29 protein-coding genes are annotated in these 25,566 nt (G+C 51.4%); 14 read left to right on the forward strand and 15 right to left on the reverse strand.

The genetic code is table 11. The features are described 5' to 3' along the window. Positions 1–7: 7 nt before the first annotated feature. Genes flgJ through flgB form a run of 9 tightly spaced genes read right to left on the reverse strand, consistent with a single transcriptional unit; the run spans position 8 to position 7,249 of the window. Positions 8–958: a flagellar assembly peptidoglycan hydrolase FlgJ gene (gene flgJ / locus FDX04_RS05060; protein WP_137361022.1), complete on the reverse strand. Its 951-nt coding sequence runs from the start codon at positions 956–958 to the stop codon at positions 8–10. Further along, entirely contained in the window at positions 958–2,034 is a 1,077-nt protein-coding gene (locus tag FDX04_RS05065) for a flagellar basal body P-ring protein FlgI (RefSeq protein WP_087857787.1), read from the reverse strand. The genes flgJ and FDX04_RS05065 overlap by 1 nt, the downstream gene beginning before the upstream one ends. 33 nt (positions 2,035–2,067) lie before the next feature. Further along, positions 2,068–2,766: a flagellar basal body L-ring protein FlgH gene (gene flgH / locus FDX04_RS05070; protein ID WP_016152630.1), complete on the reverse strand. Its 699-nt coding sequence runs from the start codon at positions 2,764–2,766 to the stop codon at positions 2,068–2,070. A 57-nt stretch (positions 2,767–2,823) separates the two neighbouring features. After that, positions 2,824–3,606, reverse strand: coding sequence for a flagellar basal-body rod protein FlgG (flgG, locus tag FDX04_RS05075; RefSeq protein WP_006685087.1), 783 nt, complete (start codon positions 3,604–3,606; stop codon positions 2,824–2,826). Positions 3,607–3,619: 13 nt separating this feature from the next. After that, positions 3,620–4,375 carry a flagellar basal body rod protein FlgF gene (locus tag FDX04_RS05080; RefSeq protein ID WP_038639704.1) on the reverse strand — a complete coding sequence of 252 codons (756 nt, stop codon included), beginning with the start codon at positions 4,373–4,375 and terminating at the stop codon, positions 3,620–3,622. Positions 4,376–4,395: 20 nt separating this feature from the next. Continuing rightward, positions 4,396–5,688, reverse strand: a complete 1,293-nt coding sequence (gene flgE, locus FDX04_RS05085; protein ID WP_137361021.1) for a flagellar hook protein FlgE — start codon at positions 5,686–5,688, stop codon at positions 4,396–4,398. Between the two features lie 26 nt (positions 5,689–5,714). After that, positions 5,715–6,413 (reverse strand): flagellar hook assembly protein FlgD, encoded by a 699-nt coding sequence (gene flgD / locus FDX04_RS05090; RefSeq protein WP_137370535.1) that lies wholly within the window; start codon positions 6,411–6,413, stop codon positions 5,715–5,717. 11 nt (positions 6,414–6,424) lie between these two features. Continuing rightward, positions 6,425–6,829 (reverse strand): flagellar basal body rod protein FlgC, encoded by a 405-nt coding sequence (gene flgC / locus FDX04_RS05095; RefSeq protein WP_006685091.1) that lies wholly within the window; start codon positions 6,827–6,829, stop codon positions 6,425–6,427. 3 nt (positions 6,830–6,832) lie between these two features. Further along, a complete protein-coding gene (flgB, locus tag FDX04_RS05100; RefSeq protein ID WP_038639692.1) occupies positions 6,833–7,249 on the reverse strand; it encodes a flagellar basal body rod protein FlgB in 417 nt (138 codons plus the stop codon). 157 nt (positions 7,250–7,406) lie between these two features. On the opposite strand from flgB, the gene flgA reads away from it, so the two are divergent. The 3 genes from flgA to flgN all read left to right on the forward strand — a co-directional run bounded on the left by flgA (position 7,407) and on the right by flgN (position 8,879). Beyond that, complete coding sequence (gene flgA, locus FDX04_RS05105) at positions 7,407–8,066, forward strand: flagellar basal body P-ring formation chaperone FlgA (RefSeq protein ID WP_137370536.1); 660 nt, start codon at positions 7,407–7,409, stop codon at positions 8,064–8,066. A 93-nt stretch (positions 8,067–8,159) separates the two neighbouring features. Next, a complete protein-coding gene (flgM, locus tag FDX04_RS05110) occupies positions 8,160–8,453 on the forward strand; it encodes a flagellar biosynthesis anti-sigma factor FlgM (protein ID WP_042309206.1) in 294 nt (97 codons plus the stop codon). A gap of 3 nt (positions 8,454–8,456) precedes the next feature. After that, a complete protein-coding gene (flgN, locus tag FDX04_RS05115; RefSeq protein ID WP_069323314.1) occupies positions 8,457–8,879 on the forward strand; it encodes a flagella biosynthesis chaperone FlgN in 423 nt (140 codons plus the stop codon). A gap of 83 nt (positions 8,880–8,962) precedes the next feature. Here flgN and murJ read toward each other — a convergent pair whose 3' ends face one another. The 4 genes from murJ to rimJ all read right to left on the reverse strand — a co-directional run bounded on the left by murJ (position 8,963) and on the right by rimJ (position 12,886). Further along, positions 8,963–10,498 (reverse strand): murein biosynthesis integral membrane protein MurJ, encoded by a 1,536-nt coding sequence (gene murJ, locus FDX04_RS05120; protein WP_061381775.1) that lies wholly within the window; start codon positions 10,496–10,498, stop codon positions 8,963–8,965. A gap of 198 nt (positions 10,499–10,696) precedes the next feature. Further along, a complete protein-coding gene (locus FDX04_RS05125) occupies positions 10,697–11,620 on the reverse strand; it encodes a Gfo/Idh/MocA family protein (RefSeq protein WP_137370537.1) in 924 nt (307 codons plus the stop codon). A gap of 1 nt (position 11,621) precedes the next feature. Then, positions 11,622–12,269 (reverse strand): YceH family protein, encoded by a 648-nt coding sequence (locus FDX04_RS05130; RefSeq protein WP_137361017.1) that lies wholly within the window; start codon positions 12,267–12,269, stop codon positions 11,622–11,624. Positions 12,270–12,301: 32 nt separating this feature from the next. Then, positions 12,302–12,886, reverse strand: coding sequence for a ribosomal protein S5-alanine N-acetyltransferase (gene rimJ / locus FDX04_RS05135; protein WP_006685101.1), 585 nt, complete (start codon positions 12,884–12,886; stop codon positions 12,302–12,304). Positions 12,887–13,145: 259 nt separating this feature from the next. Between rimJ and mdtH the strand changes: the two genes are divergently transcribed. The 9 genes from mdtH to FDX04_RS05180 all read left to right on the forward strand — a co-directional run bounded on the left by mdtH (position 13,146) and on the right by FDX04_RS05180 (position 19,891). Beyond that, the gene (gene mdtH, locus FDX04_RS05140) at positions 13,146–14,354 is read left to right on the forward strand and encodes a multidrug efflux MFS transporter MdtH (protein WP_137370538.1); all 1,209 of its coding nucleotides are present in this window, start codon (positions 13,146–13,148) and stop codon (positions 14,352–14,354) included. A 114-nt stretch (positions 14,355–14,468) separates the two neighbouring features. Then, a complete protein-coding gene (locus FDX04_RS05145) occupies positions 14,469–15,029 on the forward strand; it encodes a lipoprotein (RefSeq protein WP_079224678.1) in 561 nt (186 codons plus the stop codon). 105 nt (positions 15,030–15,134) lie between these two features. Further along, a complete protein-coding gene (pyrC, locus tag FDX04_RS05150; protein WP_137361015.1) occupies positions 15,135–16,181 on the forward strand; it encodes a dihydroorotase in 1,047 nt (348 codons plus the stop codon). Between the two features lie 65 nt (positions 16,182–16,246). Next, positions 16,247–16,492, forward strand: a complete 246-nt coding sequence (dinI, locus tag FDX04_RS05155; RefSeq protein ID WP_006685106.1) for a DNA damage-inducible protein I — start codon at positions 16,247–16,249, stop codon at positions 16,490–16,492. Between the two features lie 340 nt (positions 16,493–16,832). Further along, entirely contained in the window at positions 16,833–17,087 is a 255-nt protein-coding gene (gene bssS, locus FDX04_RS05160) for a biofilm formation regulator BssS (protein ID WP_003036154.1), read from the forward strand. 114 nt (positions 17,088–17,201) lie between these two features. Next, positions 17,202–18,317 carry an N-methyl-L-tryptophan oxidase gene (gene solA / locus FDX04_RS05165; RefSeq protein ID WP_137370539.1) on the forward strand — a complete coding sequence of 372 codons (1,116 nt, stop codon included), beginning with the start codon at positions 17,202–17,204 and terminating at the stop codon, positions 18,315–18,317. A 54-nt stretch (positions 18,318–18,371) separates the two neighbouring features. Continuing rightward, positions 18,372–18,485, forward strand: a complete 114-nt coding sequence (locus FDX04_RS05170; RefSeq protein WP_003036148.1) for a YceO family protein — start codon at positions 18,372–18,374, stop codon at positions 18,483–18,485. A gap of 262 nt (positions 18,486–18,747) precedes the next feature. Continuing rightward, entirely contained in the window at positions 18,748–19,314 is a 567-nt protein-coding gene (locus tag FDX04_RS05175; RefSeq protein WP_137361013.1) for a cytochrome b, read from the forward strand. A 1-nt stretch (position 19,315) separates the two neighbouring features. After that, the gene (locus FDX04_RS05180) at positions 19,316–19,891 is read left to right on the forward strand and encodes a YceI family protein (RefSeq protein ID WP_137370540.1); all 576 of its coding nucleotides are present in this window, start codon (positions 19,316–19,318) and stop codon (positions 19,889–19,891) included. A 47-nt stretch (positions 19,892–19,938) separates the two neighbouring features. Here the strand turns inward: FDX04_RS05180 and FDX04_RS05185 are convergent, their stop codons facing one another. After that, entirely contained in the window at positions 19,939–20,991 is a 1,053-nt protein-coding gene (locus tag FDX04_RS05185; protein ID WP_137361012.1) for a rhodanese-related sulfurtransferase, read from the reverse strand. Positions 20,992–21,211: 220 nt separating this feature from the next. Here FDX04_RS05185 and FDX04_RS05190 point away from each other — a divergent pair, with 220 nt between their 5' ends. Both FDX04_RS05190 and mdtG read left to right on the forward strand, forming a co-directional pair. Continuing rightward, positions 21,212–22,132, forward strand: coding sequence for a Kdo(2)-lipid IV(A) acyltransferase (locus FDX04_RS05190; protein ID WP_038639653.1), 921 nt, complete (start codon positions 21,212–21,214; stop codon positions 22,130–22,132). Between the two features lie 155 nt (positions 22,133–22,287). Then, the gene (gene mdtG, locus FDX04_RS05195; RefSeq protein WP_137361010.1) at positions 22,288–23,508 is read left to right on the forward strand and encodes a multidrug efflux MFS transporter MdtG; all 1,221 of its coding nucleotides are present in this window, start codon (positions 22,288–22,290) and stop codon (positions 23,506–23,508) included. Between the two features lie 64 nt (positions 23,509–23,572). Here the strand turns inward: mdtG and FDX04_RS05200 are convergent, their stop codons facing one another. Next, positions 23,573–24,904 carry a sensor domain-containing diguanylate cyclase gene (locus FDX04_RS05200; protein WP_137370541.1) on the reverse strand — a complete coding sequence of 444 codons (1,332 nt, stop codon included), beginning with the start codon at positions 24,902–24,904 and terminating at the stop codon, positions 23,573–23,575. Between the last annotated feature and the right edge of the window lie 662 nt (positions 24,905–25,566).

A 25,566-nucleotide genomic window follows, 5' to 3' on the forward strand; every position in this document is an offset into this window, starting at 1 on the left:
GAGCTATTTAAAAGAGATTATCGATGTTCGTGCTGTAGGTTTTGCTCACCTTTTCACTCATCGATTTCAACTGCTGGATCATGCTGGTTAATTTCCGCGCATAGTTAGGATCGGTTGCGTAGCCAGCACTTTGCAGGGCCTGCGCGCCCTGCTCAGCGGTTGCAGCGGCGGTCACCGCCGCATAGCGCGGGTTACGGGAAATCAGCCCGACATAATCCGACAGCGCCTCAAGGTAAGAGCTATAGACGCGGAATTTGGCTTTCACCTTTTTCGCTTCGCCGTTTTCATATTCGGTGGTGGTGATTTCGGTCGTTGGTCCCTTCCAGCTTCCCGAAGCTTTCACGCCAAAAATGTTGAAACTCGGTTCGCCGTTTTCCCGGCGAATTTGCCGCTGGCCCCAACCGGACTCCAGCGCCGCCTGCGCCAGAATCAGATGATGCGGAACGCCGCTTTGCTGACTCGCCAGTTTTGCCGGCAGCGACAGCTGGGCGAGGAAGTCTTTACTGTCGCCCGACAGCGGCTCATCATTACTTTCCGTCGCCCTGGGGATGGCTTTGCGCACCAGTTGCGTCAGCGCCTGGTTTTGATAGCTGGTCACCGTTTCCAGCGGGAACTTCATCGGCACCTGTGGCGCATCATCAGCAGGTTGCGCTTGCCCTTGCGTCATCTGCTTAACCATCATTTCAGCCAGTCCCAGACCTTTACCTGCGGTCATCTGCTGCGCAATTTGTTGGTCATACATGCTGGTATACAAACGCGTTGAATCGCTGCTAAACATCCCATCTTTCGGCAACGCTTCACGCATGCTTTTCAGCATCATCTGCACGAACATCCCTTCAACCTGACGGGCCACGGGGCGAATATTCGCCGCCGGATCCTGACCCGCTTTCGCTTTCAGTTCGTTCAGTGCTTGCGCATCCCAGGCGGCGCTGGTCAGCAGTTTGCTGTCACCAATCATCAGATGATTTCCAGTTTGGCGCGTAAGCAACCCGCGCTCTGCATCGATTGCAGAATGGACATCAGATCCATCGGCGTCGCCCCGAGCGCATTCAACGCGCGCACGACGTTGTTCAGATTGGCGCTGGAACGTACGCTTTGCAGCGAGCCGCCGCTCTGGCGCAGATCGATCTGCGTTTGTGGCGTCACCACGGTCTGTCCGCCGCCAAACGGCGTATCCGGCTGGCTGACGTTTGCCTGGCGGTTTACCGTAATCGACAAGTTACCCTGCGCCACGGCACAGCTATCCAGCGTGACTTCACGGTTCATGACCACAGATCCCGTACGCGAGTTGATAATGACTTTCGCGTCCTGCGGCGTGACGTTCACCTCCATATTCTGGATGTCGGCAAGGAAACGTACCTGCGAACTGTTGCCGCTTGGCACACGCACTTGTATAGTCCGGGCATCCAGCGCCGTTGCGCTACCAAAGCCACGCGAGCGGTTGATTGTGTCGGTGATCTGCTGCGCCATAGTAAAATCTTCATTATTGAGCTGCAGATTAATGGTGTTGCCACCGCCGAACTGGCTGGGCAACTCACGCTCGATGGTCGCGCCGTTGGTAATGCGTCCACCATTAAGCTGGTTAACCTGCACGCTACTGCCACCCGCAGCCGCGCCCGCACCGCCAACCAGAATATTCCCCTGCGCCAAGGCATATACCTGGCTATCGACCCCTTTCAGCGGGGTCATCAGCAGCGTTCCGCCGCGCAGACTTTTGGCGTTACCCATGGAAGAGACCACCACGTCAATGGTTTGCCCCTGGCGTCCAAAGGCTGGGAACTGTGCGGTGACCATCACCGCCGCCACGTTTTTCAACTGCATATTGGTGCCGGTTGGTACGGTGATCCCCAACTGCGACAGCATGTTATTGAGCGTCTGCGTCGTAAACGGCGTCTGTGTGGTCTGGTCACCAGTACCATCCAGCCCGACCACCAGCCCGTAACCTATCAACGAGTTTTCCCGCACGCCCTGCACGCTGGTCAGGTCACGAATACGGTCGGCATGCGCAAAGGCGGTTGCCAGTACCAGTACCATTCCAACAAGAGATTTAAACACCGGGTACCTCGCTTACATCGGCGACAAGTTAAGGAAGAAACGCTGCAACCAGCCCATATTTTGCGCTTCATTGATGTAGCCGTTGCCGACGTACTCAATACGCGCATCCGCAACCTGAGTTGACGGTACGGAGTTGCTGCCACTGATGGTGCGCGGGTTAACGACTCCGGAGAAGCGAATAAACTCAGTGCCCTGATTAATGGCGATCTGTTTTTCACCCACGACATGTAAATTGCCATTCACCAGGACCTGATCGACCGTTACGGTCAACGTACCGCTGAAGGTATTGCTGGCGTTCGCGCCGCCTTTACCGTTAAAGGTGTTGCCGCCGGAGGCTTCTACGTCGGCACGTTCGTTACCAAACAGCCCTTGCAGGTAGCGCGGTACGGTATCAAAACCAAAGTTGGTCTTGCCGTCGCGGCTGGCGTTTGCCGAGGAACTTTTGCTCGCGCTGACGTTTTCCTGCAATACGATGGTCAGCGTATCGCCAATATTGCGCGGACGGCGGTCTTCGAAGAGCGGCTGATAACCGTAGTTAATCGGCTGCGCCGACTGGAAGATTGAGCCATTCGCCACCGGTGTCGGGCCTGGAACGGGTTGAGCAGACGTCGCGCCCTGCACGAGTGGCGTGGCTGGGATCCAGGCGCACCCTGTCAGTGAAACCACCAGCAGGGCTAAAATTGGGTATGGGTGAAGCGCGTATTTTCGCATTGCGGTCATCTTCAAAATCCGTGTGCCGGTGAGGCTCTCACCTCACCGGGCCCCACTTTAGAGTTGCGTCAGTTTTTGCAGCATCTGATCGGTAGTCGATACCGCTTTACTGTTGATTTCGTAAGCGCGCTGAACCTGGATCATGTTTACCAGCTCTTCCGCCACGTTGACGTTAGAGGTTTCAACATACCCCTGGTACAGCAGACCCGCGCCGTTCAGCCCCGGCGTGCTCTCATTCGGCGCGCCGGATGACTGCGTTTCGGTGTACAGATTCTCACCAATACTTTCCAGGCCGGTGTCGTTCATAAAGGTGGTCAGGTTAAGCTGCCCGACCTGAACAGGCGCAGCCTGGCCCTGTTGGGTCACGCTGACAATGCCGTCACGTCCAATGGTGATGCTGAGCGCGTTAGCCGGGATGGTGATGGCCGGCTGAACCTGAAAACCACCCGCGGTCACCAGTTGACCGTTCTGATCCACCTGGAAAGAACCGTCACGGGTATAGGCGGACGTACCATCAGGCAGCATGACCTGGAAAAAGCCCTGCCCCTTAATCGCCACATCTTTACTGTTATTGGTTTGCGACAGGTTACCCTGGCTGTGTAAACGCTCGGTTGCCACCGGACGCACACCGGTACCAATCTGCAAACCGGAAGGCAGTGTGGTTTGTTCAGAAGACTGGGCGCCAGGCTGGCGAATCGTCTGATACAACAGATCTTCAAACACCGCACGTTGGCGCTTAAATCCGTTGGTGCTGACGTTTGCCAGGTTGTTGGCAATCACATCCATGTTGGTTTGCTGCGCATCCAGGCCGGTTTTGGCGATCCATAATGAACTGATCATAAAATGTCCTGTGTTAACTCATCGACAGCAGTTGGTTAGCGCGGCCCGCGTTATCATCCACGCTACTGATAATCTTCATTTGCATTTCGAAACGGCGAGCGTTGGCGATCATGTCGCTCATCGCGGCAACCGGCTTAACGTTACTGCCTTCCAGCACGCCCGACATAACGCGAATGCTGGGGTCGGCCTGTAACGTCGCACCACGGGTAGCCTGCGCGGCCTGGGTCAGACGAAACATACCGTCATCACCACGTTGCACTTCATTCCCCGTCGCCTTGACCAGTTTCAAACGCCCAACAGGCGCAACCGTATTGGCCGGATCGCCAGGGTTAAGCGCCGAGATCGTCCCGTCAGCCGCAATGGTGACTTCGGAACCTTCCGGTACGGCTATCGGCCCGGCTTCACCGATTACCGGATGCCCCTGAATAGTCAGTTCACCCGTAGGACTTACCTGAATGGCACCATTACGGGTATACCCTTCGCTACCGTCCGCGGTTTGCACAGCCAACCAGCCATCTTGTTGCAGCGCCACGTCCAGCGGGCGGGAGGTATAGTCCATCTGGCCCGGCGTCATGTCGGCCCCTGGCGTGGAGGCCACTACCAGCGTACGCGTCGGTAAAGACAATCCTTCTACAGGAACCGCACGCAGCGCATTGAGCTGCGCACGAAACCCTGGCGTGGAGGCGTTTGCCAGGTTGCTGGCCGTCACCGCCTGTTGATTCAGCGTCTGACTGGCCGCGCCCATAGCGGTATAAATTGCGTGATCCATTAAGCCATCCCGTCAGGCGCTTAGCGCAGGTTGACCAGCGTGTTGAGGATCTGATCCTGGGTTTTGATGGTCTGCGCGTTCGACTGATAGTTACGCTGAGCGACGATCATATTCACCAGTTCTTTACTCAAATCCACGTTTGATGCTTCCAGCGCACCGTTGGTCAGTTTGCCGAAGTTACCTTCGCCTGCGGTACCCAGCAGCGCCACGCCAGAAGCCTGTGTAGCAGCCCAGACGTTGTCGCCCTGAGACGCCAGCCCTTCGTTGTTGGCAAAGTTTGCCAGCACGATCTGCCCCAGTACCTGTTGCTGTTCGTTGGAGTAATTACCGACCACGGTACCGTCATTGTTAATCTGATAGCTGACCAGATCGCCCGGCTTGTAGCCGTTCTGATTCGTGGCGACGATGTTGTTGGCGCCAGTGTTCTGCTGCATGGAGTTCAGGAAGCTCAAGGAGAAGTTCGCAGGAACTGCGCCATTGATCGTACCGGTGGAGATCTGAATTTGCGGTTGGGCATTAGCTGGACCTTCAACGGGGATTTTTGGTCCATCCGGCTTTGCTGGATCGACTGGCACCGTCCCTGCAACATAATTATTCACAGATGTCAGCGTACCGTTAGCACTAAAGTTCATCACCGCATTCTTGCTGGCAACTGAACCCGTAACGCTGGCGTCCTGGGTGTAGACATCCCATTTGTTAGGGCCTGTTTTGACATAAAAAATATTCATGTCATGGGCGTTACCCTGGCTATCGAAAACGGTAACGGTGCCTTTTTTGTTGTAGGAGTCCGCGTCGCTTGGACTAAACGGAGTTTTGGTTGGCACCTTGTCAGTGGAATTCAGGTTGATCTGCATTGACGCTGTAGTCGTGGTTTTCGCCGCCATCAGCGTATTCGGAATAGTGATCGGTGCCGGGTTAGCACCTTGCTGTATTGTCGGCGGTGTACCGCTAGCAGGATAACCTGTCAGTTGCAGCCCCTGCATGTTGACGATATTGCGGTTTTCATCGAGTTTGAACTGACCGTTACGGCTGTAGAATACAGAGCCATTGCTGTCTACCATGCGGAAAAATCCGTTCTGGCTGATAGCCACATCCAGTCCGCGTCCGGTGTTGGTGGTAGTACCATCGGTAAAATCCTGGGTAATACCCGCAACTTTAACCCCCAGTCCCACTTTAGAACCGGCGAACATATCGGCAAAAGAAGCCGTACCAGATTTAAAACCGTAGGTAGCGGAGTTGGCGATGTTATTACCAATGACATCGAGGTTGGTCGCTGCAGCGTTCAGACCGCTGACCGCTTGAGAAAAGGCCATGACTTACTCCTGATAAGTGTGTGGGCTTAGATTATTTGCCGTACTTCGTCGAGGGTGGTGGTTCCATAGGTGCCCAGGTCCAGCGTATTACCGCCGTTACTGCGAATAACACCCTGCACCAGCGCAAACTGAAGCGGCTGCGCCACCAGTTGCGTTCCGCCATTGCTGGCAGCAATTGAGACGTTATAAGAACCGCCTGGCGCATCCGTGCCATCGGTCATGGTGCCGTCCCAGGTAAAGGTATGAACACCGGCTTTCAAGCCGCCGATATCAATAGTGCGTATCACTTTGCCGTCTTTATCGGTAATCGTTGCGGTGACCTTATCTGCCGGCTGTTGCAGCTCAACGCCAAACGGCGTCGTGGTCGTTTTCGCCCCCTCTTCCGTACCTTTACCGGTCAGGATGGTGGTGCCGGGGATCATTACGCCGTGACCAATCAGCGTACTGGCCTGCAGCGACTGACTGTTATCGATCTGCCCGGAAATAGACCCCAGCGTGGTGTTCAGTTTCTCAATCCCACTTACGGTACTGATTTGCGCCAGTTGGGTGGTCAGTTCGTTGTTTTGCAGCGGATTGGTTGGGTCCTGGTTTTTCAACTGTGCGACCAGCAGCGTCAGAAAACTGCTTTGCAGGTCAGCAGCATTGCTGCCCGTCAGGGAGCTATTCCCGGTAGCGGCTTTAACGCCTGCATTGCTCGGGTCATTCATGGTTACAGCAACAGACATGTGCGTCTCCTTTACTGGCCTAACGTAAGCGTTTTGAGCATCAAGCTTTTCACGGTGTTGAGCACTTCGACGTTTGCCTGGTAGCTACGCGAGGCTGACATGGTGTTAACCATCTCGCCGACGACGTCCACATTCGGCATTTTTACGTAGCCGTTCGCATCGGCCAGCGGGTTACCCGGCTCATAGACCAGCTTATCCGGCGCCTGGCTTTCAATAACGTCAGCCACTTTTACGCCGCCTGTAGCTGCACCTGGCGCGGCATCAACCTGAAAAACAACCTGCTTGGCGCGATACGGCTGACCGTCGGGTCCGGTAACGCTATCCGCATTCGCCATGTTGCTGGCCGCCACGTTCAGGCGCTTAGACTGCGCCGTCAGCGCAGAGCCTGCGATATCAAAAATATTTAACAGCGCCACGAATTAGTTCCCTCCTTGCAGCACATTCATCATGCCTTTGATTTGTCCACCCAGCGCGGTCAGCCCCATTTGATATTTGAGGCTGTTGTCTGCAAATTGCGTACGCTCCCGGTCCATATCCACCGTATTGCCATCCAGAGACGGCTGGTCAGGAATGCGATAGAGCAATTCCGTAGCGGGAGCAGAAGCGGTTTGGGCCGGAATATGTTGTGCAGAGGTCAGCGTCAACGAGACGCCGCCGGTTTGTTCCCGTCCACGCACCATGACTTTTTTCAATTCACTGGCGAAATCCAGGTCGCGCGCCTGATACCCCGGCGTGTCGGCATTGGCAATGTTGGCGGCCAATATTTCCTGGCGCTGGGCGCGCAAATTCAGCGCTTCCTGTTGAAAACGTAAGGCGGCGTCGAGCTTATCGAGCATATCTCCTCCGCAAATGACAAAATTCAGCCGACAGCTTAAATCCCATTACGCGCGCGTTATCGCCGGAATAAACGCAAAATGCGTCGCTATTTGTTGCGTTGATGACTGCGTCACACAGGTAAAATCCTGTCACTACCTGAAAAAGCGCGAGGTTTTGATGCAAACGTTTAAACGTGGAATAGTTGTGGCAGCACTGCTGTTCAGCCCTATGACGCTGGCGCAAGACCTGAATTCACAGCTGACGACATGGTTTTCCCAACGTCTGGCCGGATTTAGCGATGAGGTGGTCGTCACTATCCGTACGTCGCCTAACCTACTGCCCAGCTGCGAACAACCCGCATTCAGCGTGTCAGGCAACGCGAAACTGTGGGGCAATGTGAACGTGCTGGCCCGCTGCGCCAACGAGAAACGTTATCTGCAGGTGAATGTGCAGGCCACGGGAAACTATGTGGTTGCCGCCGCGCCCGTCGCTCGGGGCAGCGCGCTAACCTCGGCCAGCGTGACGTTAAAGCGAGGTCGGCTGGACCAACTGCCGCCGCGCGCCGTGTTAGATTTGAATCAGGTGCAGGACGCGGTGAGTCTACGCGATCTCGTTCCAGGTCAGCCGATACAGCTTTCAATGTTGCGCCAGGCCTGGCGGATCAAAGCCGGTCAACGCGTACTGGTTATCGCCAACGGCGATGGTTTTCGGGTGAATGCCGAAGGTAAAGCGCTGAATAATGCCGCCGTCGCACAGAATGCGCGAGTGCGGATGATTTCAGGCCAGGTGGTGAGCGGCATCGTCGATTCTGATGGGAATATTCTTATTAACCTATAATAGGTTAAAGATTTTTTAGCGTGTGCCGATAGATAAACAACCAATGATTACAGCGGGCCGCTATAGCGTAACCCCTCGATGAGGATAAACAAAATGAGCATTGATCGTACCTCACCATTGAAGCCAGTCAGTACCGTTCAGCCACGTGAAACCAGCGATGCGCCGGTACAAAAAGCGCGGAAGGAAAAAACCACCGCGACAAACAGCACCAGCGTCATGCTGAGCGACGCCCAGGCCAAACTGATGCAGCCCGGCACCAATGACATCAATATGGAACGCGTCGAAGCATTGAAAACTGCGATCCGTAACGGTGAGTTGAAAATGGATACCGGAAAAATTGCCGACTCGCTTATTCGCGAGGCACAGAGCTACTTACAGAGTAAATAAAGTATGACTCGTTTGTCAGAAATACTTGATCAGATGACAACCGTCCTCAATGACCTGAAAACGGTAATGGATGCTGAGCAGCAGCAGCTCTCCGCAGGATATATCAACGGTAGCCAGCTACAGCGTATTACAGAAGAAAAAAGCTCTTTGCTGGCAACCCTTGATTATCTGGAGCAGCAACGCCGTCTGGAGCATGACGCCACGCGTAGCGCCAACGATGAGATTGCTGAACGCTGGCAGACGATCACCCAAAAAACGCAGCATTTGCGTGACCTCAACCAGCACAACGGTTGGCTGCTGGAAGGGCAGATTGAGCGTAATCAGCAAGCGATTCAAGTGCTGAAACCGCACCAGGAACCGGCGCTGTATGGCGCAAACGGTCAAACCTCTGCTGCGCACCGCGGCGGGAAAAAATTCTCTATTTAATGCCAGCCTGATCGCTCACAGTTTTCAGGCCAGCGCGTTCTGCAGGCCGGATACGGCGTAACGCCGCCATCCGGCAATGTCTGTTACGCCGTCCGGCGCACAAACTCTTTCACTTTAAAGCCCAGCACAGCAAGTGCGGCGAAGTAAGCTGCAATCCCAGCCACCACGACGGCCATCAGACGCAGTAAACGCCACAACATCGTTCCCTGCGACCAGTCCGGCATGATATTGAGCATCCCGAACAGCACCGCTGACATCACCAGTACGGAAATCACCAGACGCGCCAGGAACCAGGCCCAGCCCGGTTGCGGGGTAAAGATTTTCTGTTTACGCAGTTGCCAGTAAAGCAGTGAAGCGTTCAGACATGCCGCCAGACCAATCGACAGCGACAGCCCGGCATGCTTCAGCGGCCCGATAAACGCCAGGTTCATCACCTGAGTCATAATCAGCGTCACTATCGCAATTTTCACCGGCGTTTTAATATCCTGGCGCGAGTAAAAGCCAGGGGCCAGAACTTTCACCACGATCAAACCAATCAAACCGACCGAGTATGCCACCAGCGCGCGCTGGGTCATGGCGGCATCAAAGGCGGTAAATTTACCGTACTGGAACAGAGAAACCGTCAGTGGTTTAGCCAAAATGCCCAACGCCACGGCGCTGGGTAATGCCAGCAGAAAACACAGACGCAGCCCCCAGTCCATCAGACGACAATACTCATCATGATTCCCGCTGGAAAAGCTTTTGGACAGCGATGGCAGCAGAATGGTCCCCAGCGCCACGCCAAGCACGCCGGACGGAAACTCCATCAGACGGTCAGCATAGTACATCCAGGAAACCGAGCCGGAGGCCAGAAACGAGGCGAATATGGTATTGATGATCAGTGAAATCTGGCTGACGGAAACCCCGAGTATCGCCGGCCCCATTTGCTTGACGACGCGCATCGCCCCCGCATCGCGGAAGTTCACGCGGGGCAGCACCAGCATGCCAATTTTCTTCAGATGTGGCAGTTGATAAACCAGCTGCAGCACGCCACCAACGGTCACGGCCCACGCCAGCGCCAGCACTGGAGGATTAAAATAAGGCGCGGCAAACAGCGCAAAACCGATCATGCTGATATTCAAAAAGGTCGGCGCAAACGCCGGAATAGAAAAGCGGTTCCAGGTGTTAAGGATTGCGCCGACCAGCGAGGCCAGTGAAATCAGCAGGATATAAGGAAAGGTGATCCGCAGCAGTTGGGTAGTCAACGCAAATTTGTCAGCGGTGTCGGCAAACCCAGGTGCAGTGACTAAAATCACCCACGGCGCAGCCAGCATCCCGGCAACCGTCACCACGGCCAGCGCCAGCGTCAGCAGCCCGGATACATAGGCAACAAACACGCGGGTAGCATCTTCACCCTGCTTACTTTTGTATTCAGCCAGAATAGGCACAAACGCCTGAGAAAATGCGCCTTCAGCAAAAATTCGGCGCAGCAGGTTTGGAAGTTTGAAGGCCACAAAAAAGGCATCGGTCGCCATCCCTGCGCCAAAGATTCTGGCGACAATCGCATCACGCGCAAAACCCAGCACACGTGAAAACATCGTCATCGAGCTGACGGCTGCCAGCGACTTTAATAAATTCATCTATGTTGTATTCCAGACCCTGAGGCAAATCCCCGTATAACCAACATCACCATCCGGCAATGTCACTGTGCCTGATGGCGACGCCGCAGCGTCTTATCAGGCCTACAAGCCAGCCTATGGTTGAAAAGAGGTGTTATTTTGAGTTGGCATATAGTACCTGGATTACAATGAATTACTACCGCCAGTTGTTACAGGGGGTTATTCAGCCATCGCCTCCCGCCATAGCTTTTCGACAACACGCTGGGCCAGTAGCGCCTGCTCGCCTGTCGTCTGAGGAACCGTCTGATTTTGCACACACTCAATGAAATGCCGCGCACATCCGGCAAAACCTCGCTGTTCTAAGGTCGTTTGCCAGCCTGCTATCGGCTTGTGTACAACACCTTGCCCGCGTTCTTCCCGCCATTCCCGCATATCCGTGACGTCAATCAGGCCCCCATCGGTCACCGCCTGAACGCTCTCACGCTGGCTACCGGCCCGGCGATGCATGCTGGTTGTAATCTGTAGCTGATCGACAGAAAAATGGTGCTCGGCATAAAGCATTGCGCCAGACTCATTAGTCAGCAGAGTGCCGCTATTTAACTGCGCGTTCCCGCCCGCCAGCCACAGCGCAGTATCGACCACGTGCAGATAATCGTCCAGCAGGGTGAAACGCAGGTCATGCGGTCCAACGCTGTCCGAACGATGCTTATCCATACGCACAGACGCTGCGTTGCCCAGCTGCGCTTTGAGATCCTGATACAGTGGTGCAAATCGGCGGTTAAAGCCGACCATCAACGTCAGTTTTTTCCGCGCGGCCAGCTCGACCAGTTGTTCAGCCTCACGCAGGTTTTCCGCCAGCGGTTTATCCACACACACATGGACCCCGGCATTCAGGAGTTCACTGACTACCGCAAAGTGCGTCGCGGTGCTGGAATGGACGAAAACCGCGTCACAGGTTTTTGCCAGATTCACCAGGGAGTCAATGTTGGGTATGCGCCAGGTCTCACAGACACGCAGCGCTTTTTCCTGCGAAGGCGAAAACGCGCCTTGCAGCGTCCAGTCAGCGGAACTGCCCAGTACGGGCAGCCAGGCTTTTTGTGCAATGCCCCCCAGACCGACAACGCCGATACGTAATTTATTCACGTTAGTCTCCCAAGTGCGCCAACAAAGAATCCAGTCGCTGCTTAAGTTCCGCGACTTCTGTTTCCAGGGCTTCAATGCGCGCCTGCAGATCGCCAGACGCAACCGGGAGTTCATCTGCCGCAGCGATGGGCTCATCAACATCACCGCAAAACAGGTGCATATAGCGACTTTCACGTTTACCCGGCTCGCGCGCCAGACGGATCACATAAGGACCATCTTCACGGGTCGCCAGTTTTTCCAGCGTCGACTCCACTTCAGCCATATCGCTGAATTCGTACATTCGCGATGCACGGCTTCGCAGTTCGCCCGGCGTTTGGGCGCCGCGCAGCAATAGCGTGGTGATGAGCGCCACTTCCCCCGCGCTGAGTTTAAGATTGCCAAACTCCGAATTGCAGAACCGCTGCTCATATTTCGTGACGCGATTTCCAAAGCCGCTCACCGTACGCAGAAAATGCCGCTTCACCAGGTTATCAAGCTGATCCTGCACTTCCGATTCCGATAGATTCATCACCGGTTCACGATTCGTTTTTTGATTGCAGGCGGTGACGACGCCATTGACAGAAAGCGGATATTGTTCCGGCGTGGTGACCTGTTTCTCTAACAAACAGCCAATCACGCGTGCTTCGGTGGCGGTTAATTCGTATTTCATCGTCTTCTCCATTACTCAGGCTAACCTGAAACTTAGCGACCAGGGGTCCATTCTGATGTGGTCAACGCCGTCAGCACGTGATCGCGCCACTGCCCGTCAATCAACAGGTAATCTTTGGCATACCCTTCTTTTTCAAAACCCAGTCGGGCCAGCAAGTCACCACTACGTTTATTGTGTGGCATATAGTTCGCCATAATGCGGTGAATATGCTGCGTGCGCTGCATATAACGAATGGCCGAGGTTAAGGCTTCGTACATCAGCCCCTGCCCCTGCCACTTTTGCGCAATGGAATAGCCGAGATAACAGGCGTGGAAAGATCCCCGCACTACGTTCGAGAAATTCGCGACGCCGATAATCTCTTTTTCTTCCGGATCGAGCAGCGCAAAATAATACGCGGTGCCTTGTTTATGAAACTCAGAGATCATACTCAGACGCGCCTGCCAGCCGGAGGGATAACAGTGGCTTTCATCGCGAATAGGTTCCCAGGGTTTTAAGAAATGACGATTTTCTGCGTAATAATCTGCCAGACGCCAGGCATCACGCTCGTGCACCAAACGCACGACCAGGCGGTCCGTGGTTAAGCGCACTTTTGGCACGTTACTGCGATAGCCAAACATTCTATACCTACTCCTTCCCGTAACGTCTTCAATACGCTATTCGCGATACTATACCTGTGCAAATATGCCCTTTGAAAAGAGCAAATTGCCATTTTTTGAATTATTCACACATTTTGATGAAAACTCTCTATCAAGACGGACTTTTGATAAAAAAATATTGTCCCGCCAAGGGTGGGAAAAGCGATGACGACACCGCAGAATAGGAGGTGCTTATCTTTTAAACTCTAACCAGAGTGACGAGTTTTTCCCGGGAGGGGAAATGTCGCAAGTCTCGCAGGCAAGGAACCTGGGTAAATACTTCCTTCTCATCGATAATATGCTGGTCGTGCTGGGTTTCTTCGTCGTTTTCCCGCTGATCTCAATTCGCTTCGTCGACCAAATGGGCTGGGCTGCCGTTATGGTCGGGATCGCGTTAGGATTGCGTCAATTTATTCAGCAGGGTCTGGGTATTTTTGGCGGCGCTATTGCTGACCGTTTCGGCGCAAAACCAATGATCGTCACCGGTATGCTGATGCGCGCCGCCGGGTTCGCCACCATGGGTATTGCCCACGAGCCTTGGCTGCTATGGTTTTCCTGTTTTCTCTCCGGATTGGGCGGCACGCTGTTCGACCCTCCCCGCTCGGCGCTAGTGGTCAAACTGATCCGCCCGGAAAAGCGCGGGCGTTTTTTCTCTATCCTGATGATGCAGGATAGCGCAGGCGCCGTGGTTGGCGCGTTACTTGGCAGTTGGCTGTTACAGTACGATTTTCGCCTGGTCTGCGCGACAGGAGCCATTTTGTTTGTTCTGTGCGCGGCGTTTAACGCCTGGCTACTCCCGGCATGGAAATTGTCGACGGTGAAAATTCCGGTGCGTGAAGGGATGGGCCACGTGATGCATGACAAACGTTTTGTCACCTATGTTCTGACGCTGGCGGGTTATTACATGCTGGCGGTACAGGTGATGTTAATGCTGCCAATCATGGTGAACGACATCGCTGGCTCGCCTGCCGCGGTGAAATGGATGTATGCCATCGAAGCATGCCTCTCGTTAACGCTGCTCTACCCGATTGCCCGCTGGAGTGAAAAACGTTTTCGCCTTGAACATCGCCTGATGGCCGGTCTGCTGGTAATGTCTCTCAGCATGATGCCCATCGGTCTGGTCGGCAATCTACAGCAGCTATTCACGCTGATCTGCACCTTCTATATTGGCTCGATCATCGCCGAACCGGCGCGTGAGACCCTGAGCGCCTCGCTGGCCAATGCACGGGCTCGAGGAAGTTACATGGGCTTCAGCCGACTGGGCCTCGCCATCGGCGGCGCAATTGGTTATGTCGGCGGCGGCTGGCTGTTTGATATGGGCAAAACCCTGGCGCAGCCTGAATTGCCATGGATGATGCTCGGTATTATCGGCTTCATCACCTTCCTGGCTTTGGGCTGGCAATTCAGCCATAAACGCCCAACGCGCGGCATGCTGGAACCCGATGCCTGATAGCTAATCCGACGCTCGGGCACTTTTCAGTTTTTTCTGCTGGTGCCCGGGGCGCTGGTACTCGATGATGCTTTGTGTCACGATTACGCCACAAGCATCATGTTGAGGAACCCCATGAAAAAGCTTTTTTTTGCCGCTGCACTGATTGTCGGCGGCCTGTTGGTTGGTTGTAATCAACTCACGCAATATACGGTTAGCGAGCAAGAGATTAATCAGGCGCTGGCGAAGCATAACAACTTTTCTAAAGATATCGGTTTACCCGGCGTCGCTGAGGCACACATCGTGCTGAGCAACCTCGCCAGTCAGATAGGGCGTGAAGAGCCTAATAAAGTGACTCTGACGGGTGATGCCAACCTGGACATGAATTCCCTGTTTGGCAGTCAGAAAGCCACCATGAAGCTGAAGCTCAAAGCCTTACCGGTCTTCAATAAAGAGAAAGGCGCGATTTATTTGCAAGAGATGGAAGTCGTGGACGCGACCGTGACACCAGAAAAAATGCAGTCGGTACTGCAAACGCTGATGCCGTATTTAAACCAATCGCTGCGTAATTACTTTAACCAACAACCTGCCTACATTCTGCAGGATGACAGCAGCCAGGGTGAAGCGCTGGCGAAAAAACTGGCGAAAGGTATAGAAGTGAAACCGGGTGAAATCATTATCCCCTTCACCGACTAATATACCAGAGGGCGCTGATGCGCCCTTTTTTTTCGTGCAAACGAAAACGTTTCCGCTTATCCTTTGTTTCCGGCAAAAAAGACAATCCTCAGCCGGAGCATATTGATGACTGCACCATCCCAGGTTTTAAAGATCCGCCGCCCAGACGACTGGCATCTTCACTTTCGCGATGGCGACATGTTAAAAACTGTCGTGCCCTATACCAGTGAAATTTACGGCCGCGCCATTGTCATGCCGAACCTGGCACCGCCCGTCACCACAGTAGATGCAGCTATCGCTTATCGCCAACGCATTCTTGATGCGGTACCTGCCGGACACGACTTCACACCTTTAATGACCTGCTACTTAACGGATACGCTGGATCCCAATGAGCTGGAGCGTGGTTTCAACGAAGGCGTGTTCACCGCCGCGAAACTCTACCCGGCTAATGCCACCACCAACTCAACGCATGGCGTAACCTCTATTGACGCCATCATGCCGGTGCTGGAACGGATGGAAAAATTGGGTATGCCGCTGTTGGTGCATGGTGAAGTGACGCATGCGGATATCGATATTTTCGATCGCGAAGCACGCTTTATTGAGACGGTGATGGAACCGCTGCGTCAGCGTTTGACTGCGCTGAGAGTGGTGTTTGAACATATCACCACTAAAGATGCTGCCGAATATGTGCGCGACGGTAACGAGCTTCTCGCCGCCACTATTACGCCACAGCATTTAATGTTTAACCGCAACCACATGCTGGTCGGCGGCATTCGCCCGCACCTGTATTGTCTGCCAATCCTTAAACGTAACGTCCACCAACAGGCGCTGCGTGAACTGGTCGCCAGCGGATTTAGCCGTGCGTTCCTTGGTACCGACTCAGCGCCACATGCGCGTCATCGCAAAGAATCCAGTTGCGGCTGTGCCGGGTGTTTTAACGCCCCGACCGCGCTGGGCAGCTATGCCACCGTATTTGAAGAGATGAATGCGCTGAGCCATTTTGAAGCCTTCTGCTCACTCAATGGTCCGCAATTCTATGGTCTGCCGGTGAATGAGACTTTTATTGAGCTTGAACGCGTGGAGCACCATGTCCCGGAGAGCATTGCGCTGGCAGATGACACACTGGTGCCTTTCCTGGGTGGCGAAACGGTACACTGGTCAGTAAAAAGCTAAAAAAAGTGTAGCCAACTGATTTGAATAACTGTATAAATAAACAGTATATTCAACAGGGGGCTATTATGCGTATTGAAGTCACTATTGCCAAAACTTCACCTTTGCCTGCCGGTGCGATTGACGCACTGGCAGGTGAACTCTCCCGTCGTATTCATCATCATTTTCCGGATAACGAAGGTAACGTTACTGTCCGTTATGCCGGGGCTAACAATCTGTCGGTAATTGGCGCGACCAAAGAGGATAAAGAACGCATCAGCGAGATCCTGCAGGAGACCTGGGAAAGCGCGGATGACTGGTTTATCAACGAATAAATAATGATATGCAGTGATGTTTGTTTGCCGGGTCGCCCCGGCTTTTTTATACGCGCAGTTTTTAAAACAAATGCAGATTCCACCTGGCGGCCAGTTAATTTAATATTAATTACCTGGTTATATTTTAACCAAAACAACAAAATAATTGTGCAACTTGCTAAAAAAAAATGAATGACATGTTGTTTTATTAGTCAGATAACGCTGAAAACCAAAAATTTATGCGCAGCCCTCTTTAAATTTTCAATGAATACCCTTATTTATTGATATACTGAAGTTGCTTCAGAAAAAAATGCATTGAACCTCGAAAACCGTTGTCTAGTAACACGAATTAGGGGGCATGATGGAAAAGAATAATGAAGTCATTCAGACTCATCCGCTTGTAGGATGGGACATCAGCACCGTTGATAGCTACGATGCGCTGATGCTGCGTTTGCACTACCAGACCCCGAATCGACCGGACCCGGATGGGACTGAAGTTGGACAAACGCTCTGGTTAACCACTGATGTTGCCAGGCAATTTATTTCGATATTAGAAGCAGGAATCGCCAAAATTGAATCCGGCGATTACCAGGTAAATGAGTATCAGCGCCATTAAATCTGATACATCCAACCATCAAAAGGCACCTTAACGGTGCCTTTCTTATTTCCAGGTTGAATATTCCGGGTCAGTTATTTACCCTGCTACTATCGCGATTGCAGAGAGAAGCGGATGAAATACGACTTAATCATTATTGGCAGCGGTTCCGTGGGTGCCGCAGCCGGATACTATGCCACTCGCGCCGGTCTGAACGTTCTGATGATCGATGCGCATATGCCACCGCATCAACAGGGGAGCCACCACGGCGACACACGATTAATTCGTCATGCATATGGCGAAGGTGAAAAATACGTTCCGCTAGTGCTGCGCGCGCAAACATTGTGGGATGAACTTTCGACCCAAAATGAAGAACCGATTTTTGTTCGCTCCGGTGTGATCAACCTCGGTCCGGCTGATTCAACCTTCTTAGCTACCGCAGCGCAAAGCGCGAAACAGTGGCAACTCAACGTCGAACATCTTGATGCCGCCGCCATCATGGCTCGCTGGCCCGAGATTCGCGTACCTGAAAATTATATTGGTCTGTTTGAAGCTGAGTCGGGCTTTTTGCGTAGTGAGTTAGCGATTAAAACCTGGATCCGCCTGGCTGAAGAAGCTGGCTGCGCACAGCTGTTTAAATGCCCGGTCACAGCTATTCATCATAGTGAAGATGGCGTCACGGTAGAAACCGCCGACGGTGACTACCACGCGAAAAAAGCCCTGGTCAGTGCCGGGACATGGGTGCAGGCATTAGTACCGGAACTGCCGATACAGCCAGTGCGCAAAGTGTTCGCATGGTATCAGGCCGATGGCCGCTATAGCGTTAAAAATAACTTCCCGGCCTTTACCGGCGAGTTGCCAAATGGCGATCAGTACTACGGTTTTCCGGCAGAAAACGACGAACTGAAAATTGGTAAGCACAATGGCGGACAGGTAATTCACGCTGCCGAAGAGCGCAAACCGTTTGCCGCTGTGGCCAGCGATGGCTCCGAAGCTTTCCCATTCCTGCGTACAGTTCTGCCAGGCATTGGCTGTTGTCTGCACGGCGCATCCTGCACTTACGATAATTCGCCGGATGAAGACTTTATCATTGATACGCTACCTGAGCATGACAATACCCTGATCATCACCGGTCTGAGCGGGCATGGTTTTAAGTTTACCTCCGTACTGGGGGAAATCGCAGCAGATTTTGCGCAGGACAAAGCGCCAGCCTTTGACCTGACACCATTCAGGTTGAGTCGCTTTAAGTAATAATGCATTAATGGCCTCATGGTGAGGCCATTTTTAATGACAGGAATAACATTGATGCGGCGCATCTTTCATTATCTGGTAAATAATATTCGTGAGCATCTTATGCTCTACATTATTTTATGGTCGCTGCTGGCAATTATGGATGTGATATATATTATGTTTTTCTGATCGTATCTCGCTGACATTAATTGACAAAAACTGATGCTTACTTAATTTTCATTGCAATAAACTGAACAAGAAAAACCCCATTCGCACCGTGTAATAAAGCCATCCCCTCGCACATTCTCTCTAATCATTTGATGATTATGTTCATACTCAATCAATTTAATTGATTTAAAAATAAATATCATCACCATTGTTATTTATTAGTTGCATTAATGTCTTTTACACGCCATTTTTATTCACTCCTGAAATATCTCGCGGTGTTCTTATGCAATACACTAATAGTCCACAGCGCTATGGCGTGGTGTCAGTCGCGTTACATTGGCTGGTTGCGATTGCTGTATATGGCATGTTTGCGTTGGGTTTATGGATGGTCACGCTCAGCTATTACGATGGCTGGTATCACCAGGCCCCTGAACTGCATAAAAGCATCGGAATCCTGCTCATGATGGGACTGGTCATCCGCGTTGTCTGGCGGTTGTTCTCCCCTCCTCCTCCTGCGCTGACAAGCTATTCCCGTTTAACCCGCATCGCAGCGGCAATGGGCCACCTTACACTGTACGCCCTGCTCTTTTCGATTGTTATCAGCGGTTATCTGATCTCGACCGCAGATGGCAAAGCGATAAGCGTATTTGGTTGGTTCGATATTCCCGCCACTCTTGCCAACGCGGGCGCTCAGGCCGACCTTGCCGGCAGCTTGCACCTGTGGCTTGCATGGAGCGTGGTGGTTTTATCGCTTCTTCATGGGCTTATGGCCCTGAAACATCACTTTATCGATCACGACGATACCCTGAAGCGCATGTTGGGAAAATCGTCATCTGACTATGGAGCTTAAAATGAAAAAAAACCTGCTGGGATTGACACTCGCCTCTCTGTTATTCACGACCGGCTCAGCCATGGCGGCAGATTACAAAATTGACAAAGAGGGACAGCATGCCTTTGTTAATTTCCGTATTCAGCACCTGGGTTACAGCTGGTTGTATGGCACGTTTAAAGATTTCGACGGTACATTCACCTTTGATGAAAAAAATCCTGCTGCCGATAAGGTCAACGTCACCATCAACACCAACAGTGTTGACACCAATCACGCCGAACGTGACAAACACCTGCGCAGCGCAGAGTTCCTTAACGTGGCCAAATTCCCGCAGGCGACCTTTAGCTCCACCAGCGTGAAGAAAGAGGGGAGCGACCTCGATATCACCGGTAATCTGACCCTGAACGGCGTCACCAAACCGGTTACACTGGATGCGAAACTGATTGGTCAGGGTGGCGACCCATGGGGTGGCACGCGCGCCGGTTTTGAAGCGCAAGGCAAAATTAAGCTGAAGGACTTCAACATCACCACCGATCTCGGCCCTGCTTCGCAGGAAGTCGATTTAATCATCTCAGTGGAAGGTGTGCAGCAGAAGTAACGTATGCGTGTTGCCGGATGAGGTGACAGCCATCATCCGGCAAAATTTTATTGCGCGGGATCCGGAATACCCAGTTTGGTATTCAGACGACCGCGGGATTTATTAAAGATTTTGTTGCCATTTTCACGCCCGGCGCGACGACGTCGTTGCTCTTCTTCTGGCAACTCACTCTCTTCGCAACACAGCTCACTGCAGCAGCCTTTATACTTCTGCGCGCAAGCCGGGCACTGAATAAATAGCAAATGGCAGCCATCATTTTTACAATTAGTGTGGCTGTCGCATGCGGTTCCGCACTGGTGACAATGCGCGATAATATCCTCAGAGATCCTTTCTCCCATACGCTCATCAAAAACGAAATTCTTGCCGATGAAACGTACCGGAAGCCCCTGTTCACGCGCCTTGCGGGCATATTCAATAATACCCCCCTCAATGTGCCAGACTTTGCTAAATCCGTTGTGTTTCATCCAGGCGCTGGCCTTCTCACAGCGGATCCCGCCCGTGCAGTACATAACGATCTTTTTATCTTTATGCTCCTGCATCATTTCAACCGCTTTCGGCAACTGGTCACGGAATGTGTCTGCCGGGATCTCAAGCGCGTTCTCGAAATGCCCCACCTCATATTCATAGTGGTTGCGCATATCGATGAATACCGCGTCAGGATCGTCCAACATGGCGTTCACTTCAGCCGCCTTCAGGTAGTCACCCACGTCGCTGGCGTTAAAGTCAGGATCATCAATCCCGTCCGCCACAATGCGTTCGCGGACTTTCATGCGCAGCACCCAGAACGATTTTCCGTCATCGTCCAGGGCGATATTAAGACGTAATCCATCCAGGGCAGGATTGAATGCATACAGCTGTTGGCGAAATGCATCCACGTTGCTTTGCGGCACGCTAATTTGCGCGTTAATGCCTTCATGAGCAAGATATACACGCCCGAACACATTCAACGCAGTGAACAGTTGGTACAGCGCATCACGCGTATGCTGCGGGTCATCGATGGTGAAATATTTATAAAACGAGATCGTCGTGCGCGGCTCAGTCTCGGCCAGCATTTTGGCTTTGAGCGCGTCGTTCGAAATGCGGTTGTGTAACACTGGCATGGTGTACGTATCCTGCAAATAGGGAGTAAATGAAAATCGGCGGCATCATAAAGCAAACATCGCCAATTTACATCCACACATTTTACGCTACATTTCATACTTCACGATAAAAACACAACAACAATTGCCGATTTAATCACCGTTCTCCCGTCACAAATTTTTGATACGCGCGAAAAAATGCGACAATACAGGGAATTGGTCGTTTGAAGACAGGATAGACATGACGAATTTACCCAAGTTTTCGGCTGCACTACTGCATCCACGTTATTGGTTAACCTGGCTGGGTATTGGCATCCTTTGGTTAATCGTGCAGTTACCCTACCCGGTACTCTATAAGTTGGGCTGTGCATTAGGTCGTCTGGCGTTACGTTTGATGAAACGCCGGGCAAAAATCGTTTCACGTAATCTGGAGCTGTGCTTCCCGCAGATGAGTGAGCAGGAACGCCAGCAGATGGTCGTCAGGAACTTCGAGTCCGTCGGCATGGGCGTGATGGAAACCGGGATGGCCTGGTTTTGGTCCGATAAGCGCATTTCACGCTGGACAGAAGTGATTGGTATGGAACATATCCGTGACGTTCAGGCGCAAAAGCGGGGGATCCTGTTAGTCGGCCTACACTTTCTGACCCTGGAACTGGGTGCACGTCAGTTTGGTTTGCAGGAGCCAGGTATCGGTGTGTATCGTCCTAATGACAACCCACTGCTCGACTGGTTACAGACCTGGGGCCGCATGCGCTCTAATAAATCAATGCTTGATCGTAAAGACCTGAAAGGAATGATTAAAGCGTTGAAAAAAGGCGAAGTGGTCTGGTACGCACCGGATCATGACTACGGCCCTCGCGCCAGCGTGTTTGTACCGCTGTTTGCCGTTGAACAGGCCGCTACGACCTCCGGGACCTGGATGCTTTCACGCATGTCGAATGCCTGTCTGGTGCCATTTGTTCCTCGCCGTAAGCCCGACGGTAAAGGGTATCAACTGATTATGCTACCGCCAGAGTGTTCACCGCCGTTAGACGACGCGGAAACCACGGCTGCATGGATGAATAAGATCGTTGAACAATGCATCATGATGGCCCCAGAACAGTATATGTGGCTGCATCGTCGCTTCAAGACTCGTCCTGAAGGCGCCCCTTCCCTGTACTAACACGCGGTTGCAGTCCAGTGGGCTGCAACCCCCTCCTTACTCGCTTTAGGTTTAACTGCTATCCGCATTGCAGCAACTATCAACCGGGCGCATAATTAGTCTGCTTACTTATATTCAATCGATAGCGCATACAGCGCCTCACACTGCGGATCGTTATGTCACCCTCAGATGCCCCCATAAACTGGAAACGCAACCTCACCGTTGCCTGGTTGGGTTGTTTTTTAACCGGCGCAGCATTTAGCCTGGTCATGCCCTTTTTGCCCTTGTACGTTGAGAGTCTCGGCGTCACGGGCCATAGCGCCCTGAACATGTGGTCAGGTCTGGTGTTCAGCATCACCTTTTTGTTTTCAGCTATCGCCTCCCCTTTCTGGGGTGGCCTTGCCGACCGCAAAGGGCGAAAAATCATGCTGCTGCGTTCCGCGTTGGGTATGGCTATTGTGATGCTGCTGATGGGGCTGGCGCAAAATATCTGGCAGTTCCTGGTTCTGCGCGCGCTGTTGGGTCTGCTCGGCGGTTTCATTCCCAACGCCAATGCGTTGATCGCCACCCAAGTTCCACGCAATAAAAGCGGCTGGGCGCTGGGAACGCTCTCTACCGGCGGCGTCAGTGGCGCACTGCTCGGGCCGCTGGCAGGTGGACTACTCGCTGACCAGTATGGATTGCGTCCCGTATTCTTCATTACCGCCAGCGTACTGCTGGTCTGTTTTATCCTGACGCTATTTTTTATCCGCGAGCGTTTTCAGCCGGTAAGCAAGAAAGAGATGCTGCACATACGTGAAGTCGTGGCCTCGTTAAAAAATCCCAAACTGGTGCTGAGCCTGTTTGTCACCACCTTAATCATTCAGGTGGCGACCGGTTCCATTGCGCCAATCCTGACGTTATACGTGCGGGAATTAGCCGGAAACGTCAGTAATATCGCGTTCATTAGTGGGATGATTGCCTCCGTACCCGGCGTAGCGGCGTTAATCAGTGCCCCAAGGCTTGGCAAACTCGGTGACCGGATTGGCCCGGAGAAGATCCTGATCGTCGCACTGATTATTTCCGTGCTATTGCTGATTCCGATGTCATTTGTACATACGCCCTGGCAATTGGGCGTTCTGCGTTTTTTATTGGGTGCTGCCGACGGCGCTCTGCTCCCGGCGGTGCAAACGCTGCTGGTCTATAACTCAACCAATCAAGTTGCCGGGCGTATTTTCAGTTACAACCAGTCATTTCGCGACATCGGCAACGTAACGGGACCATTAATGGGGGCGGCAATATCCGCCAATTACGGCTTTCGCGCGGTTTTCTGCGTGACCGCGGGGGTTGTACTATTTAACGCGATCTATTCGTGGAATAGCCTGCGCCGTCGCCGGAGCGCTGAGCTCGCTGGATGATTTGTCTATATTGCCTGAATCCGAAGAGTAAACTTTGCATTTTCAGGCAGTATTCATTTTACTTTTAATGATAATAGTAACACACCTTATTCCTGCCAGAGTTTTTGGCGTCATACAACGCAGCATCGGCATAAGAAACAACTTTATCCGCCGAATCATCATCAGCTTTGCTATAATATACACCGATGCTGATCGTCATCTTTTCTTTTAAATCATAGGCATTGGGTATGGTCGTTCCATGCTCAACATTTCTTCTGATTCGTTCTGCAACGACAAGAACTTCATCCTTATCCTTGCACTTAAGAAGAATAGCAAACTCTTCACCACCGATGCGTGCAAAGATATCCGAGTCTCTAATTGACTTGTTGATTATATCAACAATACTTATTATTACCCGATCCCCCTCCTGATGCCCATAGGTATCGTTAATTCGTTTAAATTTGTCGATATCGAGGACCATTACGCAAACCACGCCTTTCGCTAGCGATGTTTTTAACGATCTATAGAACAGCTTTCGGTTGTATATTTTGGTCATGGCATCTTTGATAGCCGAATCCGTTTCTTTTTTTAGAATAATAAAAGTGTTATACATTAATATCGATATTATACAAAGGGTACTGATCACCTCAATCCCTCTGCTGATATACCAAATATACATACTATATTCATCTAAGCTTAATAGCAGTACATTAGTTAATATTCCTGAGCAACACAGTAAGCCGATACTTTTCCATAAAATATTATGTGTTTTAGTTTTAATAACCAAATATAGCAGAACCATCCCCCAGGCAACAATCAGTGAATAAATGTAGCCAATATGCCAGTGAACGGTTACGTTGTCGGGTTTTAAGCTCGTAATCTCAAGGGTCATGCCCGGATTATAACTGGCCAGGCTATGCGCCAGTACAGCGATAGCCAACATGATTAAAAACGCCACCGCTATATAGCATGGTTCTCTTTCTTTAGTTTCAATTACTGTCGAAGATGCTTTATAAGATTTCAAGGATACAAATAACAAGGCAATAAAACTAAGTTGGCGAAAATAATAGAATATAGCGATATCGTTAGTTCTTTTTTCTATCGAAGTGTGATCATTAATTAAATCCTGAACGATATAAATAGTTTCCACAAAGAAAATATTATTGCTAAGAAACGCCATACCTAAGATCATAAGACACGTTAGATCTTTCCTGCATAAATACTGAAACAACATAAAAAGGAAAATAATTCCATATAAAAAGAACAAGCCTACTATGATAATCAAATATATTGTTTGCGGAACGCTCTGTATTGTTAATTTAAACTGCGTAAGACATAACCCACCAAGAATATAGCTGATTAAGCAAGTTATATAGAACGCCATCAACTTCCTGTTATTTGAATTACTGTTTTCCATAACATCCTTAGGAGTATTCTTGAGTTGGCATTTTATATAATAAAGCATAAGCATTTGCAATCTATATAGCCGTACAACTTCAGTGATATTTATTCATTTATTATTTAATGATTTTTTATCCATTTATAACATCTGGTATTAATCATCTATTATTAAGTATCTTTTTTTAAAACGCCTCACGCCATTAACAGATGTTGCACATGGCGGATACTTAGTCATTACTTTTACGCTTCTTGAGTTCAGTATCCCTCAATAATTACCTCTGTGATTTTTTCACATTAATAAATATTTTTTCCTTTATTTTAATAAGGTTAGACATCCTCTCATCAGAACAATGGGCATTGGCACAATCAAAAACTCGAATAAATACGTATTAAATCTGAAGATGCATTTATATAACAGTATCGTTTATTTATTTGATTTTCATTACGTCACAGCTAACCACACACATTACCTTTTTTTCTCAAATTCGCGGTCGTCCATTACGCCAACTTCAGTATCTCGCATTGTAAATTTTTCCATACCAATCGAAGACGTCATCATAAAACCTTGTCGTCGCTACCAACGGCTGGCATTCATTTAGGTTAGCTCTGCAGTCAATGGGTTTGACGCTCCGCGGATCGAGGTCTATAGATTGAATCATCACCATTTATTGTTCACCT

The organism is Citrobacter sp. wls615 (assembly GCF_005281355.1).
GTDB lineage: Bacteria > Pseudomonadota > Gammaproteobacteria > Enterobacterales > Enterobacteriaceae > Citrobacter > Citrobacter werkmanii.

Bases quoted from the DNA above. Each gene is read 5' to 3' on its own strand.
- flgJ (WP_137361022.1), bottom strand. From the start codon at position 958: ATGATTGGTGACAGCAAACTGCTGACCAGCGCCGCCTGGGATGCGCAA.
- FDX04_RS05065 (WP_087857787.1), bottom strand. From the start codon at position 2,034: ATGGTACTGGTACTGGCAACCGCCTTTGCGCATGCCGACCGTATTCGT.
- flgH (WP_016152630.1), bottom strand. From the start codon at position 2,766: ATGCGAAAATACGCGCTTCACCCATACCCAATTTTAGCCCTGCTGGTG.
- flgG (WP_006685087.1), bottom strand. From the start codon at position 3,606: ATGATCAGTTCATTATGGATCGCCAAAACCGGCCTGGATGCGCAGCAA.
- FDX04_RS05080 (WP_038639704.1), bottom strand. From the start codon at position 4,375: ATGGATCACGCAATTTATACCGCTATGGGCGCGGCCAGTCAGACGCTG.
- flgE (WP_137361021.1), bottom strand. From the start codon at position 5,688: ATGGCCTTTTCTCAAGCGGTCAGCGGTCTGAACGCTGCAGCGACCAAC.
- flgD (WP_137370535.1), bottom strand. From the start codon at position 6,413: ATGTCTGTTGCTGTAACCATGAATGACCCGAGCAATGCAGGCGTTAAA.
- flgB (WP_038639692.1), bottom strand. From the start codon at position 7,249: ATGCTCGATAAGCTCGACGCCGCCTTACGTTTTCAACAGGAAGCGCTG.
- flgA (WP_137370536.1), top strand. From the start codon at position 7,407: ATGCAAACGTTTAAACGTGGAATAGTTGTGGCAGCACTGCTGTTCAGC.
- flgM (WP_042309206.1), top strand. From the start codon at position 8,160: ATGAGCATTGATCGTACCTCACCATTGAAGCCAGTCAGTACCGTTCAG.
- flgN (WP_069323314.1), top strand. From the start codon at position 8,457: ATGACTCGTTTGTCAGAAATACTTGATCAGATGACAACCGTCCTCAAT.
- murJ (WP_061381775.1), bottom strand. From the start codon at position 10,498: ATGAATTTATTAAAGTCGCTGGCAGCCGTCAGCTCGATGACGATGTTT.
- FDX04_RS05130 (WP_137361017.1), bottom strand. From the start codon at position 12,269: ATGAAATACGAATTAACCGCCACCGAAGCACGCGTGATTGGCTGTTTG.
- rimJ (WP_006685101.1), bottom strand. From the start codon at position 12,886: ATGTTTGGCTATCGCAGTAACGTGCCAAAAGTGCGCTTAACCACGGAC.
- mdtH (WP_137370538.1), top strand. From the start codon at position 13,146: ATGTCGCAAGTCTCGCAGGCAAGGAACCTGGGTAAATACTTCCTTCTC.
- FDX04_RS05145 (WP_079224678.1), top strand. From the start codon at position 14,469: ATGAAAAAGCTTTTTTTTGCCGCTGCACTGATTGTCGGCGGCCTGTTG.
- pyrC (WP_137361015.1), top strand. From the start codon at position 15,135: ATGACTGCACCATCCCAGGTTTTAAAGATCCGCCGCCCAGACGACTGG.
- dinI (WP_006685106.1), top strand. From the start codon at position 16,247: ATGCGTATTGAAGTCACTATTGCCAAAACTTCACCTTTGCCTGCCGGT.
- bssS (WP_003036154.1), top strand. From the start codon at position 16,833: ATGGAAAAGAATAATGAAGTCATTCAGACTCATCCGCTTGTAGGATGG.
- solA (WP_137370539.1), top strand. From the start codon at position 17,202: ATGAAATACGACTTAATCATTATTGGCAGCGGTTCCGTGGGTGCCGCA.
- FDX04_RS05170 (WP_003036148.1), top strand. From the start codon at position 18,372: ATGCGGCGCATCTTTCATTATCTGGTAAATAATATTCGTGAGCATCTT.
- FDX04_RS05175 (WP_137361013.1), top strand. From the start codon at position 18,748: ATGCAATACACTAATAGTCCACAGCGCTATGGCGTGGTGTCAGTCGCG.
- FDX04_RS05180 (WP_137370540.1), top strand. From the start codon at position 19,316: ATGAAAAAAAACCTGCTGGGATTGACACTCGCCTCTCTGTTATTCACG.
- FDX04_RS05185 (WP_137361012.1), bottom strand. From the start codon at position 20,991: ATGCCAGTGTTACACAACCGCATTTCGAACGACGCGCTCAAAGCCAAA.
- FDX04_RS05190 (WP_038639653.1), top strand. From the start codon at position 21,212: ATGACGAATTTACCCAAGTTTTCGGCTGCACTACTGCATCCACGTTAT.
- mdtG (WP_137361010.1), top strand. From the start codon at position 22,288: ATGTCACCCTCAGATGCCCCCATAAACTGGAAACGCAACCTCACCGTT.
- FDX04_RS05200 (WP_137370541.1), bottom strand. From the start codon at position 24,904: ATGGAAAACAGTAATTCAAATAACAGGAAGTTGATGGCGTTCTATATA.